18 protein-coding genes are annotated in these 18,829 nt (G+C 41.6%); 13 read left to right on the top strand and 5 right to left on the bottom strand.

What is annotated here, in order from left to right; all coding sequences use genetic code 11:
• Nucleotides 1-9 precede the first annotated feature (9 nt).
• From DWW23_RS14015 to DWW23_RS13985, 7 genes are all read left to right on the top strand, one after another.
• Nucleotides 10-642, top strand: coding sequence for a DUF3256 family protein (locus DWW23_RS14015; RefSeq protein ID WP_122353906.1), 633 nt, complete (start codon nt 10-12; stop codon nt 640-642).
• Between the two features lie 132 nt (nt 643-774).
• Nucleotides 775-1,317, top strand: coding sequence for an RNA polymerase sigma-70 factor (locus tag DWW23_RS14010; RefSeq protein WP_122353905.1), 543 nt, complete (start codon nt 775-777; stop codon nt 1,315-1,317).
• A gap of 141 nt (nt 1,318-1,458) precedes the next feature.
• On the top strand, nt 1,459-2,436 hold the full coding sequence (locus DWW23_RS14005; RefSeq protein WP_122353904.1) for a FecR family protein: 978 nt from the start codon (nt 1,459-1,461) through the stop codon (nt 2,434-2,436).
• A gap of 232 nt (nt 2,437-2,668) precedes the next feature.
• Nucleotides 2,669-6,094: a TonB-dependent receptor gene (locus tag DWW23_RS14000; protein ID WP_158583189.1), complete on the top strand. Its 3,426-nt coding sequence runs from the start codon at nt 2,669-2,671 to the stop codon at nt 6,092-6,094.
• A gap of 14 nt (nt 6,095-6,108) precedes the next feature.
• Nucleotides 6,109-7,809, top strand: a complete 1,701-nt coding sequence (locus DWW23_RS13995) for a RagB/SusD family nutrient uptake outer membrane protein (protein WP_122353902.1) — start codon at nt 6,109-6,111, stop codon at nt 7,807-7,809.
• A 110-nt stretch (nt 7,810-7,919) separates the two neighbouring features.
• Complete coding sequence (locus DWW23_RS13990; RefSeq protein ID WP_122353901.1) at nt 7,920-10,040, top strand: glycoside hydrolase family 172 protein; 2,121 nt, start codon at nt 7,920-7,922, stop codon at nt 10,038-10,040.
• 11 nt (nt 10,041-10,051) lie between these two features.
• Nucleotides 10,052-10,594 carry a hypothetical protein gene (locus DWW23_RS13985; protein ID WP_122353900.1) on the top strand — a complete coding sequence of 181 codons (543 nt, stop codon included), beginning with the start codon at nt 10,052-10,054 and terminating at the stop codon, nt 10,592-10,594.
• 42 nt (nt 10,595-10,636) lie between these two features.
• Here the strand turns inward: DWW23_RS13985 and DWW23_RS13980 are convergent, their stop codons facing one another.
• From DWW23_RS13980 to DWW23_RS13960, 5 genes are all read right to left on the bottom strand, one after another.
• Nucleotides 10,637-11,086, bottom strand: a complete 450-nt coding sequence (locus DWW23_RS13980; RefSeq protein WP_122353899.1) for a PepSY-like domain-containing protein — start codon at nt 11,084-11,086, stop codon at nt 10,637-10,639.
• Nucleotides 11,087-11,208: 122 nt separating this feature from the next.
• Complete coding sequence (locus DWW23_RS13975; RefSeq protein ID WP_122353898.1) at nt 11,209-12,057, bottom strand: PepSY-like domain-containing protein; 849 nt, start codon at nt 12,055-12,057, stop codon at nt 11,209-11,211.
• Between the two features lie 23 nt (nt 12,058-12,080).
• Nucleotides 12,081-12,521 carry a PepSY-like domain-containing protein gene (locus DWW23_RS13970; protein WP_122353897.1) on the bottom strand — a complete coding sequence of 147 codons (441 nt, stop codon included), beginning with the start codon at nt 12,519-12,521 and terminating at the stop codon, nt 12,081-12,083.
• A gap of 67 nt (nt 12,522-12,588) precedes the next feature.
• Nucleotides 12,589-13,857, bottom strand: coding sequence for a HAMP domain-containing sensor histidine kinase (locus tag DWW23_RS13965; protein WP_122353896.1), 1,269 nt, complete (start codon nt 13,855-13,857; stop codon nt 12,589-12,591).
• Between the two features lie 4 nt (nt 13,858-13,861).
• Nucleotides 13,862-14,542, bottom strand: a complete 681-nt coding sequence (locus tag DWW23_RS13960) for a response regulator transcription factor (protein ID WP_122353895.1) — start codon at nt 14,540-14,542, stop codon at nt 13,862-13,864.
• Nucleotides 14,543-14,639: 97 nt separating this feature from the next.
• Between DWW23_RS13960 and DWW23_RS13955 the strand changes: the two genes are divergently transcribed.
• From DWW23_RS13955 to DWW23_RS13930, 6 genes are all read left to right on the top strand, one after another.
• The gene (locus DWW23_RS13955) at nt 14,640-15,149 is read left to right on the top strand and encodes an RNA polymerase sigma factor (RefSeq protein WP_122354010.1); all 510 of its coding nucleotides are present in this window, start codon (nt 14,640-14,642) and stop codon (nt 15,147-15,149) included.
• Entirely contained in the window at nt 15,146-15,673 is a 528-nt protein-coding gene (locus tag DWW23_RS13950) for a hypothetical protein (RefSeq protein ID WP_122353894.1), read from the top strand. The genes DWW23_RS13955 and DWW23_RS13950 overlap by 4 nt, the downstream gene beginning before the upstream one ends.
• A gap of 12 nt (nt 15,674-15,685) precedes the next feature.
• Complete coding sequence (locus DWW23_RS13945) at nt 15,686-16,159, top strand: hypothetical protein (protein WP_122353893.1); 474 nt, start codon at nt 15,686-15,688, stop codon at nt 16,157-16,159.
• 20 nt (nt 16,160-16,179) lie between these two features.
• A complete protein-coding gene (locus DWW23_RS13940; RefSeq protein ID WP_122353892.1) occupies nt 16,180-17,067 on the top strand; it encodes an outer membrane beta-barrel protein in 888 nt (295 codons plus the stop codon).
• 66 nt (nt 17,068-17,133) lie between these two features.
• Complete coding sequence (araJ, locus tag DWW23_RS13935; protein ID WP_122353891.1) at nt 17,134-18,309, top strand: MFS transporter AraJ; 1,176 nt, start codon at nt 17,134-17,136, stop codon at nt 18,307-18,309.
• Between the two features lie 63 nt (nt 18,310-18,372).
• Nucleotides 18,373-18,768 (top strand): YkvA family protein, encoded by a 396-nt coding sequence (locus tag DWW23_RS13930; protein ID WP_122354009.1) that lies wholly within the window; start codon nt 18,373-18,375, stop codon nt 18,766-18,768.
• Nucleotides 18,769-18,829: the final 61 nt, after the last annotated feature.

Genomic DNA, 18,829 nt, shown 5'->3' with positions numbered 1-18,829 from the left:
CAATAGAATATGAAACGACTTATTTTTTCTATATTGATTTGTGTTTTTGCATTTGGAGTGGAAGCTCAGGAAATGGATGCTTTATTCGTTTCCATGCCGGATAATAATATTCCCCAGCTGGAAAATGCCTGGCGTAAAGATTTGATCGATCTGTTTAAAACGGGAAAAGAAGCCCGTTTGAAGAATACGATGAACGGTTTTTCCACACTGAAAAATCTGACTTCCGATTATTTATTACTACAGGTAACCGAACGGAGTACTGTTGAGATGAAATTATTACCGTTGGTGAACAATACGAATGTAATTTGTATGGTGAAAACGGTTAATGGTCCGGTAGCTGACAGTCAGGTAGAATTTTTTACGACTGAATGGAAACCGTTGGCAGCGTCCGATCTGTTTACCCCGGTTTCTCCGGACTGGTTTATTAAAGAGGATGCAGATAAAAACAGTACAGCCTTTCTGGATGCAACTTCCCGTTTGGATATGGATCTGATACAATATAGTCTGAGTCCCGACAGTCTGACATTGACGGCAACATATACAACCCCTTTGTATCTTAGCCAGGAAGACCGGAAGAATGTCACCCCTTTTATAAAAGAATCTCCGAAGGTCTATACATGGGAGAAATTTCATTTCAAATAAAGTCCGTAAATAATTGATATTTCTGAAGATATGTATATATCTTTTTTGTAACAGGTAATATAATAGTTGAAATATCAATTTTAATGTTACATTTGCTTACTGATTTGTTTTGAAAGGGAGAACTTTTTCTTTATGGATTTTGAGCAATTGTATATAACGTGGTATTCCCGTCTGAAATTTTTTGCACGGGAATATGTGTTGTTGGATGCTGATGCCGAGAATATCGTGCAGGATGTGTTCACGGAATTGTATGAAAAAAGGGAGGTTCTGACAATGCCGGTTAATACGGTCGCTTACTTGTTTACCGCTACTAAAAACAGATGTATCAATCATATTCAACGTAAAATACTAGAAAAAGAAACCGCCCAGTGGATGCAGGATGAATATAGTTTGACTTTACGAATGAAATTTGATTCCCTGGAAGCGTTTGATCTGGAATTTGCATCTGAGGATGATATAGAATCCCGTTTGGACAAGGCTTTACAATCTTTACCCCAACGATGCCGGGAGATTTTTATCATGAATAAATTTGAGGGAATGAAACAGAAGGATATAGCAAAACACTTTAATATATCTGTGAATACTGTGGAAAACCAAATGGCTGTTGCTTACAAGAAATTGCGGGAAGATTTGAAAGATTACGTACCGTTATTGATTTTACTATTCGGAGTTTAAAATAAGAGAAAACGAAGATGAACATAAAAAATGGACGTCTTCGTTTTTTGTTTTTTAAATCGCAATTTCTTTAAAAATGTATAGTGGATTTTTTTCGCTTGTTTGTCTACCTTATAAACAGGATAAGAAAGCTTTGATAATATGGATGAACGTATCAGTAAATATTTTCAGGATGAACTGACAAAGTCGGAACGGGTAAAACTACTACAGGAGGCTGTGCATGATGATAAATTGAAAGAACAGATCATCGAATATCAGAATATACATACTCTTTCCGGAATGGCTCCTCAAGGGGCTAATAAAGATGCCGGACGTCAAAGCTTACAGCTATTTATGGAAAAGCAACGCCGTACTGTCCGGAGAAAATATCTGATAAAAAGTATGGGGTATGCCGCCGCCGTGGCTGCTCTGGTTGTGACTGTCTGGATAACTGCTGTTAATTATGCAGGTATTCCTGAAAATTATATTGCGGAACAACAAGAGTTTTTTGTGCCTGCCGGACAACGGGCACGGTTAAAATTGCCGGATGGGACTTTTGTCTGGTTGAATGCGGGATCGACCTTAACTTATCCTTCTGTATTCGGAAAGGAGAGAAAAGTCTATTTGCAAGGGGAAGGTTTTTTTGATGTGGCAAAAAATCAGGATTCTCCTTTTATAGTTTCTGCCGGATCGTTGAATATAAGAGCGTTGGGGACACAATTCAATGTCTTTTGTTATCCGAATGTAGAAATGATCAGTACCAGTCTGATCGAGGGGGCAGTGAAAGTGTATCGTCCGGAAGATGAGGTGAATGGAATTGTGCTGGAGCCGAACCAACAATTGATATATAATCAAAAATCTTTTCAGATGCTTCGGATGCAAAATAAAGACGATTTGCTTTGGAAAGAGGGTATTTACAATTTCAAATCCGAACGGCTGGAAGAGATCCTGAAAAAGTTGGAATTGTATTATGATGTAAAGATTATAGTTAAAAGCCCGGAAATATTGTCCTATCGGTATACCGGTAAGTTCCGGCAGAGGGATGGAGTAGCGGAAATATTACGTATCATTCAAAAGATACATCATTTCAAAATAAGTGAGAATGAAGAACGTAGTATTATTACTTTATACAGAGAGTAAGTGTTGATCTGTAAAATGAATGTTTAACTTTAAAATAGAATGCCTATGATGAAAAAATAAAAAATCCTGCTATAAAAATCGGCGGATGCGACCAACATCCACCGACTGAATAAAGCAATCCCAGTGTGACTTAAAAATCTAGTAATTACTTTAATGAAACAAAGATATGAAAAGAAATCCTTTGTTAACACCCCTGGTATGTTTAAAAAAAAGAAATAATATACTTCGTGTTATGAAAATATCCCTGATCTTTTTATTTGCTTTTGTCTTCCAGCTGGTGGCTGTTGAAAGTGAAGCGCAAAATGCTATAGTGAAATTACCCGATACCCAATTGACCGTAGGAGAACTGATTCGTGCCATAGAGCAACAGACGAATTATCTGGTTGTGTTCAGTGATACGGAGATAGATACGGAACAGATTGTACGGGTGAAAAATGACCATGCGAAAGTTTCGGAATATCTGGTGGAAGCTTTTGGAAATAATGAGATAAAATATGAATTCGAGAATGATTATATCATATTATCCAAACGTACTGTATTTACTACAGTTCAGCAAGGCCAGAGAAATATAACAGGAAAAGTCGTGGATCAGAATGGTGATCCCATTATCGGAGCCAATATCGTAATCAAAGGTACTACGACCGGAGTTGTAACGGATGTCGATGGGCAGTTCAGTCTGACGGCATCAGATCAAGATCGTTTATTGATCAGTTATATAGGCTATGTACCGGTTGAAATGGCAGTAGGTAGTAAAAATGTCCTGAATATACAGATGAAGGAAGAGACCTTGGCTCTGGATGAACTGGTGGTGATCGGTTATGGAACAAGGAAAAAGTCAACGTTGACCGGTTCTGTTTCGATGATAGATAAAGAAGTACTGGAGGACAGACCGGTTGCCAGAACGACTGATTTACTACAGGGGATAGCTCCCGGTGTACAAATAACCCGTTCGAATCAGGGAAAAATCCGTGGAACCAATAGTAGTATTTCCATTCGTGGAACCACCTCTAAAAGTGATCCTGGTGTATTGGTCGTTATTGACGGGATAGCTCAGAAAGACAATAATACTTATGCTTTGGATAATATTAATCCGGATGACATTGAAAGTATCAGTGTATTGAAAGATGCCCAGGCCGCTATTTACGGAGCCCGTGCTGCAGGTGGAGTTATTCTGGTCACCACAAAAAAAGGGCAGACCGATAAGCCTACCATTAATTTTACAGGAACATTTACGATCCAACAACCTTCGTTGATGAAAAAAAGTACGAATGTACTTCAGTTGGTAGAGATGATGAATGAAGGGTTTGTGAATGACGGGCAGAAGACCAATATGTATAGCCATATTGTAAAGTATATTGCAGATAACAGTCTGACAATGGATGTTATCAAACAAAACAACGGGCAATATTCTTGTCAATGGCCTTTTGATAACAGTGCAAATTTTGTATTTGGCGATTATAACTGGCCGGATATAATGTTTAGTCCTGCACCGATGCAAAATTATAATCTCTCGGTTTCCGGTAAAACACAGCGATTGAACTATTATAACTCGGTTGGATATGTAGGCCAGGATGCTATGCTGAATTATGGTGATAATTATAATAAACGTTTTTTTGTCAAGCTGAAAAATGATTATGATATCACCAGCTTTTTAAAGGTAAAGACAATATTTGACTTTGAACGGCAGAAAGTGACGGAACCTTACAGATATGATCAGGTAGAGTTTTGGCAGGGATTGATATGGCCGGTATTCATGCCGTTTAATTCAGCAGGTCATTTGTATAATTTCGGCTCTCATCAGAATCCGATAGGTTATGCCCGGGATGGAGGTAATTCAACGGATTTGAATTACAGGATTAAAGCCCTGCTCGGATTTGTCCTGACACCGATTAAGAATTTGTCGATAACGGGTGAATATTCAGCCAGTTTCGATATTAATGAGAATGAATGGGCTGAACTTGGATTCGATATGTATGACGAAAACAATAAGTATTCCTATAATTCGACAAATGGCAGGAATTCTGCCGGGTCTTTATATGGCCGTTCACGCTATACGGTAGCTAATATTTATGCTAACTATCAATATACGTTATTGGAAAAAAACCGGTTTGACCTGATGGCGGGATATTCCCATGAAGAGGAAGACTATCGTAAATTTGAGGCCTATAGACGGCTGGGATTGATCAGTCCGGAATTACCTACTTTTGGTGTAGGAAGCAGCGATGAACAATATAATAATGAAAGTAAGTCGGATCGTGCTTTGAATTCATTTTTTGCCCGGTTGGGTTATTCGTTCGACAATAAATATTTATTGGAAGGTACATTCCGTTATGACGGTTCTTCTCGTTTTGCCAAAGGGCATAGATGGTCGCCTTTCTTTGGGGTATCAGGGGCCTGGACTATTTCGAATGAATCGTTCATGCAACCAGTCAATCATATCGTGAACTTCCTGAAATTACGGGCATCATGGGGACAGATGGGTAATGAGGCCAGTATCGGTTTATACGATTATATAGCCCAGATCAATATAAACGGACAATACCCGATGGGTAATAGCTTATCCCCTTCACTGACCCAACAAGCAACCTTATCCGGTATGGCTAGTAAGACACGTTCGTGGGAAAAGATCGATACCAAGAACTTGGGATTGGATATCGCTTTGTTGGATTCGCGTTTGAATGCTTCCCTCGACCTCTATATCAAGAACAATCCGAATATGTTCTTTACTCAGGAATTTCCGCAGGTTTTAGGAGTAACAGCGCCTAGTATTAACGGGGCTTATGTCCGCTCGAAAGGCTGGGAATTATCAGTCGGTTGGCGTGACCAGGTAGGAGACTGGGGATATTCTGCGAATGTCAATATCAGCAACAACACCAGTAAAGTATTGAAACTGGCTGATTCGACAATTCCGAATTCGGGATATAATTCTTTCGTGGAGGGTTATCCGGTAGGTTCTTATTTTGGATATGACTTTGACGGTTTCATCCGGACGGAACAGGAATTAGCTGCCTATAATGAGAAAATGACATCCGGTATTCCGAATAATCTATCTTTGGGTGACGCCCGTTATAAAGATTTGGATGGTGACGGGAAATTACTACCCCAGGTTTATAAGTTGGGAGAAGATGGAAAACCGGCATCGGGTTCAGGTGATATGATACATTTGGGAGATAACGGACAACATTATTTGTTTGGTATCAATTTAGGTGTAAACTGGAAAAATATTGATTTGAGTATGTTCTTCCAGGGGGTACTGAAATGGCAGGTTCTGGAATCAAATAAGCCGATAGAATATGATTCATGGCCTCCGCAGGAATATTTCTATGGTAAATACTGGACAAATGATAATACAAATGCGTTCTATCCGCGCTTGTCACAGAATGATGCAGTTAAAAACCATGATTATGCCTCGTCCAATGCCCCCTATAAATTCTATAATAATAAGTATATCCGTTTGAAGAATTTACAACTAGGGTACACCTTTCCGAAGAGTCTGATAGAAAAGGCTAAGATTGAGAAGCTCCGGGTTTATTTCAGTGGTACGGATATATGGGAAACATATTCTATTCCAGGTATCTATGATCCGGAAAAACCTTTTAATCCCCGTATTACTCCATTCCCCAGAGGTTATTCATTCGGGATCAATGTTACACTTTAAATACATGAAAGATTATGAAAAATAATATAGTATATTCGATGTGTTTCCTGTTGGCCGTGATTTTATTTTGTTCTTGTGAAAAGGATTTGAGCCTATATCCGCAGGACAAATATTCGGAGTCGACATTTTTTCAGAGTGCAGGCCAATTTGAACTGTTTGCCAATCAGTTTTATTTTACTTTACCCAGTTCGGGAGTCGGTCAGGATGTCCGTTCCGATATTTTGGTTGACTGGAGTGAAAATACGGTGAGTAACGGTAGTTATTCTCCTGAACCGAATAGTGATTTGTGGAAAGCTCCTTATGTCAATATAAGGAATACGACGTACTTGCTGGAAAAAGCTGTATTAGTTCCCGAGTTAGCGGATCAGATCAATGAATATGTCGGTGAAGCACATTTCTTTAGAGCATTTGCCTATTTTGAATTACTGAGATATTACGGAGGGGTTCCTATTATCGATAAAGTACTTGATTTGAATGATACGGAATTGCTTTACGGGCCGAGAAACAGCCGGGAAGAAGTTGTTGCTCATATTTTGAAAGATTTGGATCAGGCAATTTCTTTGCTACCAAAAGAAAATGAAATTGCTGAAGGAAAGAAAGGACGGGTAAGCCGGGAGGCCGCGCTTTCTTTTAAAGGTCGTGTGGCTCTGTTTGAAGGTACCTGGCGTAAGTATCGCGGACAGAGTGGGGACGATTTGTTGGAACTGGCAATTTCTGCTACGGGTGAAGTGATCAACGGTAACCAGTATGCTCTTTTTGACCGTAGGGATGTTTTGGGTGATGAAAGTTACCGGTATTTCTTTTTGCTGGATAAAGGGAAAACAAATGTTGCCGGGTTAACGAAGTTGGATCAGAAAGAATATATTTTAGTGAATCGCTTTGACGCGGATATCAGGGCGGCGGGTACCAGCAGCGCGCATAAATACCCGAGTGCCACCCGTAAATTTGTGGATATGTTTTTGTGTACAGATGGTTTGCCTATAAATAAATCTCCTTTATTCCAGGGACGAAAAACGGTGGAAAGCGAATATGAAAACAGGGATCTTCGTATGACAAATATATTGCAGAAACCGTTTACTCGTTTTTGGGCGAATAATCCTCCCGAATATAACCGTGACTGGAATAATCCTTTTAATGGGGGAAATGTTTATGATATCAATTTCGGAAACACGACACGAACGGGGTATTATGCTGTTAAGTTCAGGGTGGAAGTGCCTTCTCCGTTCGGGGTAGACTGGCCTGTTATCCGTTTGGCTGAAGTACTATTGATACATGCGGAGGCCTTATTTGAGAAGAATGGTAGTATAACGGATCAGCAACTGGACTTGACCATTAATAAACTGAGAGATCGTGCGGGACTTCCTGCTTTGACAAACTCTTTCGTTTCTACGAATGGTTTGGATATGCGTACTGAAATTCGCAGGGAAAGAACAATCGAACTTTTCCTTGAAGGGTTCCGTTTCGATGATCTGCGTCGCTGGAAAAATGCGGAAACAGAGATGCCGATGGCATTGGAAGGTGTTTTATGGAGGGGTACCCAGTATGACACGGATTCAAGATGGGGAGATATTGATTTTCCTCAGAATGGAGATGGTTACATTATTGTAGAGCCGACCGGTAAACGTAAATTTGAAGAGAAACATTATTTGTTCCCTCTTCCTACCAGACAGATACTTCTGAATCCGAACCTGGAGCAAAATCCGGGCTGGTCATAGTATATTAGAATAATAATCAATAGAATAAGAAAAGCCCGGTATCCTGAGTATATAAGTAAAACCAGCAGGAACAGGGACCGGGCTTTCAAATTCAAAATAGTTGTATTTTTATGGGTCAATTATTATTATATGTGAAAGCGGCAAGAATAAAATTCTTTTTGGGAATAACTGCCTGTTTGTTTGGTTTTCAGCCATATATCGAAGCTCAGCAATATGATGTGACTTTTGAATCGCTGTTGAACGAAATGACTGATCGTACAGTTGTCACAAAGAAGCCGGAGTTTCCGTACAAATCATTGCAGAATAGTAGTTATAACCGTGCTTCTGTGACACCGGACGATCCGGCAGGCTGGTTTGCGAATGGAGACCAGGGATTTGATCTGCGTAAAGAAATGAATAACGGTAAGGAGGAGTCTGTCTTAATGGAATGTCATGGTCCCGGGGTATTGACCAGAATATGGACTCCCTTTTTTTATAAAGATTTCAATGATCGTCAAGGGCCGGATATTTTGATTTACCTGGATGGCGCTAAAGAACCAACGATACGGACCAATATGATCCGTCTGTTGACCGGTAAATCTTTTGCTCCAGAGCCTTTCGCTGTTTATACTTGCCGGGCCGGCGATCTGTATTTACCGATTCCGTTTGGAAAAAGCTGTAAAGTGACTGTCGAAGGGGATTCTTTTTTCTACATTATAAATTATAGGGCCTATTCCCCCAATGTGGAAGTTCAGACATTTCAGCCGGATTTTATGGACCGTTACCATGCTACAGTAGAGCAGGTTGGGAAAGAATTGAGAAATCCGACCCCTTTTACTAAAGGGGAAAAAGTCTGTTTTTCCGGTTCTGTAGGTAGTAAACGGACAGAGACTATCTTATTACCGGAAGGAACGTCCGCGATCCGTAATATGGAGTTTAAATTATCAGCAGAAAATTTACCTCAGGCTTTGCGTTCGACTGTTCTTGAGATAGTGTTCGATGATATACCGGCAGTCTGGTGTCCGTTAGGTGATTTTTTCGGAAATGTCAATGCGGTTGATCCTTACCGGACCTGGGAACGGGAAGTTCGCCAGGATGGAAGGATGGTTTGCCGTTGGATTATGCCGTACAAGAAAAAAGGTGAGATCCGTATCCATAACTATTCTTCGTTTCCTGTAACGTTGGAATCTGATCTGGTAGTTTCTCCCTGGAAATGGACGAACGATACCTATTATTTCCATGCGAACTGGTGGACAGATGAACCTTATTTGGCAAATCCGGTCCGTGACATGACCTTTGTCGAAGTAAAAGGTGAAGGTATCCATGTTGGAGATAATTTTGCCGTTTTGAATCCATTGCCCTGGTGGTGGGGGGAAGGTGATGAAAAAATTTATATAGATGAGGATTTTGACCGTCGTTTCCCATCTCATTTCGGAACCGGGACAGAAGATTATTATGGCTGGGCGGGTGGTGTTCATCCGAGTCGTGAAGATGAATTTTCAACTCCTTTCCTGGCGAATATCCGGGTAGGAGGAGAGACTCGGGGTTTTACCGGAGAAAATCCTCATACACGTGGGTATAACATTTGTACGAGAAGTCGTAGTCTGGATGCGATACCTTTTAATAGTCGGTTCAGGTTGGATATGGAGGCTTTTAATTTCTCTACAGGTCCGGATGCGATCCTGCAATATGCACTTACTTCTTTTTGGTACGGAAAAGAAGGGGCAACTCATAACAGGGTTCCGATGATCGAGGCAGCAGCAAGTCCGGTTCCTCAGATAGAAGATTTGGAAAAGATAACTCAGACAAATAAATTCCGTATAAAAGATGCTGTTGAGTTGGAAGATATACAACCGGACTCTTTTTCTGACGGATTGATCTGTAAAGTTCAGGCGATGGATAATGATAAGGGTGATGCGAAATGGAGTATGGCAAAACAACTTTTAGCAGAAGCAAAAAATGTGGGCGATTATCTCTCTTTCCGTTTTGGAGAACAATATCATCCTAAAAAAGTCATTCTTTATCTGACTACTACCCCTGTCTCTGCCAAACTGAATATTTATATGAATAATAAATTGGTCATAGAGGGTTGGGATGCTTACAGTCCGGATATCTTGAATAAAGAACTTGACTTGGGAGTACAGCAGCCGGTGAACAATACATTTGAACTAAAAGTAGAAGTGGCCGGTAAAAATGAAAAGGCTTCCGCTTATCATTTCGGATTGGACTGCATTTTGTTTAAAGACAATTAAACTTATCGGATATGAAATATAGGAATTACCGGAGTTATATATTGATTGGTCTGTTGTTTCTTTTTCTGGAGGGATGTATTTCCAAACCGCTTTCCTGGAAAGATGAGTTGCATAAGGATATTTCTTTATTGGGACATCGTAACTGGATTGTTGTAACTGATATGGCTTATCCGTTGCAAAGCCAGGAAGGTATTAAAACATTTTATACAGGAGAAGATTATCAGGATATATTGTCGTATGTTATGTCTGAAATAAATCAGGCACCGCATATCAAGGCTACTATATATCAGGATCGGGAATTGATGTTTATGGAAGAACCGGATGCGCCCGGTGTGACGGAACTCCGGTTGCGTGCAGGGGATTTATTGGGTGATCGGTTGCAATATATACCTCATGAACAGTTAATTTCCCGTTTGGATAGTGTAAGCCGTATTTTTAATGTGATCATATTGAAAAGTAATTTGACAATACCTTATACATCCACTTTTTTTGAGTTGGATTGCCGGTATTGGGATAATATCCGGCAGAAGGAATTGGAGAAGCGCATTCAATAAGGTTGTGAAGAGTCCTCCGGAATGGATCCGGAGGATTTTTTTTTATTCTATCAGTTGTCCTTCCGAATCGAAGGTGAGTTTTACCTCATTATTATCCATTTTCAGTTCGAAAGTGTAGAACATACCTGCCGGCTTTTCTATCGCATCCACTTCCAAAACTTTATATTGATTATAAGCGGAGCTGGCCAGTTCATCCATGACGGCAACAGGTACATCTTCCGGACGGGTATCCCATTTAGTACTGATCCATTCGTTCTTATCATTGAATAAAACCTCTTTGTCAAGATCCTTATCTTTTATATCGACTTCTGTACCATTCTTTTCTTTATCAAATTTCAGGATTGTTGCCTGCGGATATTTTGTAGAGATAAAGTTTTGGAGAGCCTGCGGGATTTCGACGGTTTTATTTACTTTTTTCTGGTGGTCATTGCAACTGATAAATACTGAGATACAACATACGAGAATAGCTAAAACAGATAGTTTTTCTTTCATGACGTTTAATTTTAATTGTTTATAAAAGAAAACACGAATACAATGGAGGTTCAGCCATTATATTCGTGCAGTTTATTCTCGTAAGAAACAAATTCACTCTATACAAAGTTCTTTTTACATTGTTAATCTTTACGGACGTTTTCGATCTTACCTTCGGCACTGATCGTTACTTCGACATCATTATCTCCTTGTTCCAGTTCAAACAAGTAGAAAGTACCTGCCGGTTTTTCGATCTGGTCTATATCGTCGATCCGGTAATTTTTATATTCGGAAGTTTTGAGTGCATCCATGACGATTGCCGGTACTTTATCTTCCGTGATGTCCCATTCCGTAGAAACCCATTCATTGTTTGAGTTAAAATAGACATCTTTATAAATGCCGTTGTGTAGAATGTCGACTTCAAAGCCGGTCTTTTCCTGGTCGAACTCAACTATGGTCGCGCCTGCATACATTTCGTTGATAGCGTCAGTGATAGCTTGCGGAATAGTTACGGGCTGGAAGTTATTGTTATCATTAATAGAATCGTCAACGACTTTTATAAGCGTACCGTCTTCCGTGTAATACAGGTCAACCTCCTTTTCACCCTGCTCTGCTTCGATCACATATACCGTAGCGGCATTGGAACGTTCGAGTTTGTCATATTCTGTATATTTCCACTTTGCATATTCTCCTCCTTTCAGAGCCTTGCGTATATCTTCAGGTAGCAGACCGAAATTAATCTCAGTTTTGGTCATCAGCCAGTTTCCTTTATTATCGAACCAGGCTTCTGTCTCATTTCCGCCCAGATGGAAATCTGCTACCTCGTAGCCGTTCTTTGTTTCCCATTCCACTTTCCCGGCATCCGGATATTTGGTTTCGAATGCTTTTGTAACGGTTTGGTCTGGCAGATAATTGTTGTCATCGTCATCGCAGCTCGTGAAAGTTAACAAGCTGCACATCGCTAGTGCTAATACTGATAATTTTGTTTTCATATTTATTTCTTTTTGTTGTGTTATTAATCGAACTTTTTGAAATTTCCGTTACGGTCGAACTTGAGTTCCAGATCATTATTTAGTTTAACTTCATATTCGCGTGTATCTTTATCTACAGAAATAACCGTGTTATCGGGAAAATTCTTCCTGATATAATCGGCTATCTTTTCCGGCAGGACTCCTAATGGGATGGAAGAATGGCGCGCTTCAATCTCTTTCCATTCACCGGATTTGTCGAACTCTACGTTTACTCCGTTTGTCAGGATCACATCGTATCCTTTGGTACCTAACAAATTGCTCTCTATCTTAATATGCGAGATCTCTGTCTGTCCGAAGTTGGCAGAGATGAAATTGCGACATACAGAGGGCAATACAGACTTGTCCCTTGTTATTTTTTCGTTGTCTGCGAAAATAGCCATTGTCGATAGTAACAGGCTGACCATAATTAATCCTAACTTCTTCATAACATTTTTCTTTTAATTTATACTGCAAAGAAAAAGGAACATTTGGGAAAGATTTGGGAAAAATAGATCATTTGAATGTTAAAATGAATTGGTGCAAGCCATTATACTCATATTTTATTTTTATTCCGTAAATGGATGCAATCGATTTAACGATAGCCAGTCCCAGTCCTGTCGATTCTTTCTTATGCGTTTGTTTCTCGAAACGGTTGAATAAGGTTTCCTCATTTAGTCCGGGACTGTCGCTGCTGTTTGCAATTGTCAGTGTCCGGTTAGTTACGGTCAGGATGATCGATCCACTTTCTTTATTGTGTACGAATGCGTTCTTTAACAGATTGCTGATCAGGGTTGAAGCCAGCGATTCATTCATCGTGCACATCAAGGCGCCGGTTTCCGTATAAGTGACATGTATATTTTTATGCTCATACATCTCCTTGAAATCCGGCAGATATTTGTTGATCAACTGGTTGATCTCTATTTCGGATGTATCAGGAAACTGTTTATTGTCGATACGGGAAAGAAGCAGTAGCGATCTGTTCATCTTAATAATACCCCGAAGGGTATGATTGATCCCGGCTATTTCAATCAGTTGTTCTTCTGTACAATCCGGATTTTCACTAAGAAGTTCCAGTTTATTCATACAGATAGCCAACGGTGTCTGTAGCTCGTGGGAGGCATTTTCAACGAACTGTTTTTGCTGATTGTACATTTCCGTACTCCGGTTCATGGTTGTCTGGATTGCCTGATTCAGAATTTTAAATTCCTCTACTTTGGTTTCATTCACCAAAGGAGTCGGTTGTTTTCCCAGTCTGTACTCTTTCAGCCATTTGATCAATGTATAAAGAGGGCGGAAACTGGTTCTGAATACGAAATGGGATACCAGTAAAATGCAGCACAATAAGCTGGCATAAAGGATTATAATACTCCAGAAAATAGCTTCTGCCATATCCTCCTTCTCTAATGTGGACGTTTCGATCGTCAGTTCATAATACTTCCGGTCGGCTGTCATGAACCAGGTACGCAGTACCCGTACAGGTTCATATTCCATCTCTATTTCTATATAAGTTGTCGAGTCGAAAAATTCATCTTTACCCAGATCCGCCTCCTGTTCAGGGACTTCACGGATATAGTATTTGGTCATGATGTCCACATGGTCACGTAAAAGTGTACTGTCCGCAAGTACTGTCTTGATGATGATTTCCTTATAATTCTCCAGGCTGTCGTTGGTCTCGTCGTCTATTTCATGCATGATGGCAAAATAGAAACAGCATGCCCAGGCCGTCAGAATAAGTAGTAACGGGATAGACAGGTTACGGAATGTATAATGGATCAGTTTCATGGAGCTATTCTTCGTTTATCATTTTGTAGCCATAACCGTATACAGCTTTTATTTCTGCAGTAGCCCCGGCCGATTTCAGTTTCTTACGCAGGTTCTTGACCTGGCTGTAGATAAAGTCGAAGCTATCTGCCTGGTCGATATAATCTCCCCAGATAGATTCGGCGAGGGCGCCTTTGCTGATCAGGCGGTCGGGATTCGTAACGAAATAATACAGCAGGTCGAACTCTTTCCGGTTCAGGACCAACTCTTCATCATTAATATATACGGCATGACGGTCCGGATAGACAGTAATGTTAGCCAGATTGATATGCAGTTCGCCGTCTTGTTGTTTCCGGCGGATGATACATTTGATACGCGCATTCAGTTCTGCCAGATGGAAAGGCTTCGTCAGATAGTCGTCGGCACCGAGGTCGAGACCGGTCACTTTATCTTCGATAGAATCTTTGGCGGAGACGATGATCACGCTATCTTTCTTCCGCATCTTCTTCAGTTCTTCCAGCAGGTCGAGGCCGCTACCGCCCGGTAGCATGATATCCAGCACGATACAGTCGTAATCATAATCATTGATCTTCAGCAATGCTTCATGATAGTTGGCTGCACTTTCCACGACATAACGTTCCTTTTCCAGCGAACGGATCATTACTTCACGTAAAGAATCTTCATCTTCTACAATCAGGATTTTCATGAGCTATCTTGTTTGTTTACAAAGTTATGCAATAATTCTGGCAAAAAACTGGAATATTCATGTTATGTTTTCTTTCCTTTGCCGTCATATAAACAGAATGGAACTCGAAACGTTTAAAATAACCGTCATACCACTCAGGGATAAGCTGATCAACTTTTCCCTGAAACTGATACAGGAAAAGGCCGATGCCGAGGATATCGTGCAGGAGGCTTTTTTGAAGCTGTGGTATATCCGTGAGAAGCTGGACGGTTATCATAGTGTGGAAGCACTGGCGATGCAGGTGACCAAAAATCTGGCTTTAGATAAACTGCGTGCCCGTCGTCCGGAAGGTCCCGATATAACCAGTCTCGCGTTGGACTCCGGATACAGGCCGCCGGACGAGCAGCTGGAACAACAGGATGCCGCAGCCCGGATCCGGCAACTGATCAGCCAATTGCCGACACTTCAGCAGACTATTATCCGGATGAAAGACGTAGAAGGCTATGAACTGGCGGAGATCGCCGAAATAACAGGCACACAGATCGAAGCGGTCAGGGTAAACCTTTCGAGAGCCAGAAAGAAGATACGGGAACAATTTTTACAGTTAAACAAACAGGAGCAATTATGAATATAGAAGAATTATTGGATCGGTATTTTGAAGGAGAGACCTCGGCCGACGAGGAGCGGGAACTTCGCCGTTTCTTTGCTTCGGACCATGTTCCGGATCATTTATCCGCTTACAGGCCTATGTTCGCTTATTTCGATGAGGAGATTGCGGAAGGGAAAGACAAGGCGGAGGAGATATGGTCGGAGATCGCTCCCGGGGTAATTCAGGAACGGCATTTCCGGTTAAGTCGCAGGTCGGTAGTCTATATTTTTTCGACGGTAGCCGCTTGTGTGCTGGCATTCCTGGGAATCAGCCAGTTATTATATCCTGCAGACCCGTGCTTTTGTTCTGATAATTACGTAGTGATAAACGGACGGTGCTATACCGATATACATAAAGTACGCTTTTCCGCTTTCGAGGCATTGCATGAGGTGGCCACTCCTGCGGATGAATATTTCCCCGAAGAGGATAGCGATGCGGCAGACCGTCGGCTTATAGATAACCAGTTAAAGGAACTAGGTTCCATTTTTAGTGATGACGAATAAAAATATGTTGAGATGAAACAGATAAAATACACATTATTAGTATGGCTGGCAGCCCTGATCCTGTTTCCTGCCGGTGCCGGAGCAACGAAGACAGCCGTAATGCAGAAAGACCTGAAGATACAGGACGTTTTCCAACGTTACGGACGGAAGAAGAATGTGACGATGGTGGAACTGTCGAACGAAATGCTTGAAACTTATGGGATGACCCGTTATAAAAGTATCACGATCAAGAATGATCCGGAAGCTCTGAACTTTACCCGGCAATGCCTGGAAGCCGATCAGAAAGGGGCCCGCAAGATCAAGGAGGTAACCGATGATGGCGGCGTTATCTCCGCTTATTATCAGTTACCGGGTAAAGAAGCCGACATAAATCGTTTTGTCCTCTTCAAGGTCAATGCGAAAGGAGTAATCACTCTGGTCTATATCGAAGGAGATCTGGATAGTGACGACCTGATCACGATTCTGTTCACTAAAAAAGATTTATAAACGAATAAAACAATACAAAGATGAAAAGATTATTACTGATCATAGCAGCCTGTTTTCCTGTAATGGGTTTGCTGGCAGCAGAAGTTGAACCGATGCCGACCGATACGGTCATTACATTGGAAAAGAAACGTATAGAAGTAAAGGATAACGGAGACCGATTGAAAGTCCGTGTGTATGAACTGTCTGAAGAGGGAGAGGCCATAGACGATGAGATGGTTTTTGAAGGGCAATATCGTGACGGTCGTGTGTACGAACGCCGTAAACATATCAAGACGTTGAACATTCCTGTTCCTACCTGGGACAGAGATTTCTCTGCTCATTGGGCTGGTTTCGGTATGGGCTTTAATAGCTTTACCGGCGATGATATCTCTCTGCGAAAAGGAAAATCGCTGGAATATAACCTGAATTTTATAGAATTCAGTTTCCCTTTCTCCCGTTATAACTGGGCGTTGGTAACAGGAGCCGGTTTGCGCTGGAACCGATACCGTATAGATGAAAATGCCCATTTTCAGGAAGTGGATGGTGTCACCCGATTAGTTCCTGCTGCCGAAGGTATTGTTTATAAAAAGAGCAAACTGAATACGACCAGTCTTACCATTCCGGTATTACTCGAATGGCAGACACCGAAGAAAAGGCATAAACCTCGTTTCTTCGTCTCCGGTGGTGTTGTAGGTGTCATCAAGACAACCTCTTCTTCCAAAGTCGTTTACGACGACGAACGGGGAAAGACTAAAAAGCAGAAGATGGATGGCGGTATGAACCTGCGGCCTGTGACTATGGACCTTCTTTTCCAGGCCGGTGTCGGTTGTATAGGTGCTTACTTTAAATACTCACCCATTGAAATGTTTGAGAATAATAAAGGTCCGGCACTTCATCCTATTTCTTTCGGGTTGCAACTACACTTATAACATAATTTTAACCAATATATTTGTTTGATGTGCTAACTTTGCGACCGAAAATTTAGGTTATCGGTTATGAAGAAAAGTCTTATCGCCCTGGCGTTCGGAACGTTGGGGCTTGGTCTGTCCGAGTTTGTAATGATGGGGATACTGCCCGATGTAGCTCACGATCTGGGTATTACTATTCCTGAGGCCGGACATCTTATTTCTGCTTATGCATTGGGAGTTTGTGCAGGGGCGCCTTTATTGGTATTGCTGGCCCGCACAAGACCATTGAAGCAAATCCTGCTTGTGCTTGTCTCTATTTTTATCGTAGGGAATCTGTTTGTTTCACTATCTCCTAATTATTGGACAATGATGGCAATGCGGTTTATATCCGGTTTGCCTCACGGAGCATTCTTCGGAGTGGGTTCGATCGTGGCTGAACGATTGGCTGCAGAAGGAAAGAAATCGGAGGCTGTGGCTATTATGATCTCCGGAATGACGGTGGCGAACCTGTTGGCTGTACCGCTGGGAACTTATATCAGCCATGTTCTTTCGTGGAGGGCTACGTTTTTCAGTGCTGCCTGCTGGGGACTGATTGTGTTCTGGTTTATCTGGCGGTGGGTACCGTATGTGGCGGCATTACCGGATAATGGTTTTAAAGGACAGTTTCGTTTTCTGAAGAATCTGGCCCCTTGGCTGCTGATCTTTGCGACGATGTTCGGGAACGGCGGTTTCTTCTGTTTATATAGTTATATCACACCGTTGTTGACGCAGGTATCCGGCTTTCCGGCAGGCGAGATGACCGTTATCATGGTGTTGGCAGGACTCGGTATGTGTGTCGGTAATATATTGGGCGGACGTCTTTCCGATATTTATACTCCGGGACGGGTAGCTGCCGTAACACAAGGTGTGATGTGCCTGACTTTGGTATTGATCTTCTTTTGTGCCGCAAATCCCTGGATTTCCGTGTTACTTATGTGTGTGGGGACAACCTGTTTGTTTGCCGTATCGGCACCACAGCAACTTTTGCTTATACAAAATGCGAAAGGAGGAGAGATGCTTGGGGCAGCCAGTGTACAGATCGCCTTTAATCTGGGGAATGCGCTCGGTGCTTATTGTGGTGGCCTGCCTATAGAGGCAGGGTATAGCTATGAATATGCTGCGCTTCCTGGAGCTGCATCTGCTTTTGCCGGATTCCTGTTATTAAGTTATTTTAGCCGACGGTTTGAACGTCGTCATTTCCGGACTGCTTGTATTCCGGCATAAATTATTTATCTTTGTGTATGTAAGAGTGGCGAATACGCTTTTTACATATAAAACAGTATGGATATGAGTACAAAAAGAATAGAAGATGTCCCTTTCGAGGAAGTACACGAGGTACAAAAGTACGGTACGTATTACTCGGATAACCGTTTTTGGAAAAAGGTGGAACGTGTAGCGAAGAAAGTCGGTGCCACGGTTTTGTTGCCTGTCTTCACTCTTTATTACACATTGCAGGATGAGAAGGTACCGGTCAAGCATAAAGCTTATATTATCGGTGCACTTGGTTACTTTATCCTGCCGGTCGACCTGATCCCTGACGGAATTCTTCCGGTGATCGGTTTTACTGACGATATTGCTGTAATGACTCTGGTCATTAATCTGATAAAAGACAGTATTACCCCGGAGATCAAAGCGCGGGCCAATGGACGTGTAGCGGAGATCATGGGGACGGATCAGGTATAAAGAGCTTGTTATATTGACAAGGAGGCTTACACTTTCTGGGATTCAGAGTGTAAGCCTTCTT

It is taken from the genome of Parabacteroides sp. AF14-59 (assembly GCF_003479515.1).
Taxonomy (GTDB): domain Bacteria; phylum Bacteroidota; class Bacteroidia; order Bacteroidales; family Tannerellaceae; genus Parabacteroides; species Parabacteroides faecis.
This window is presented reverse-complemented; position numbering and strand designations above follow the sequence as displayed.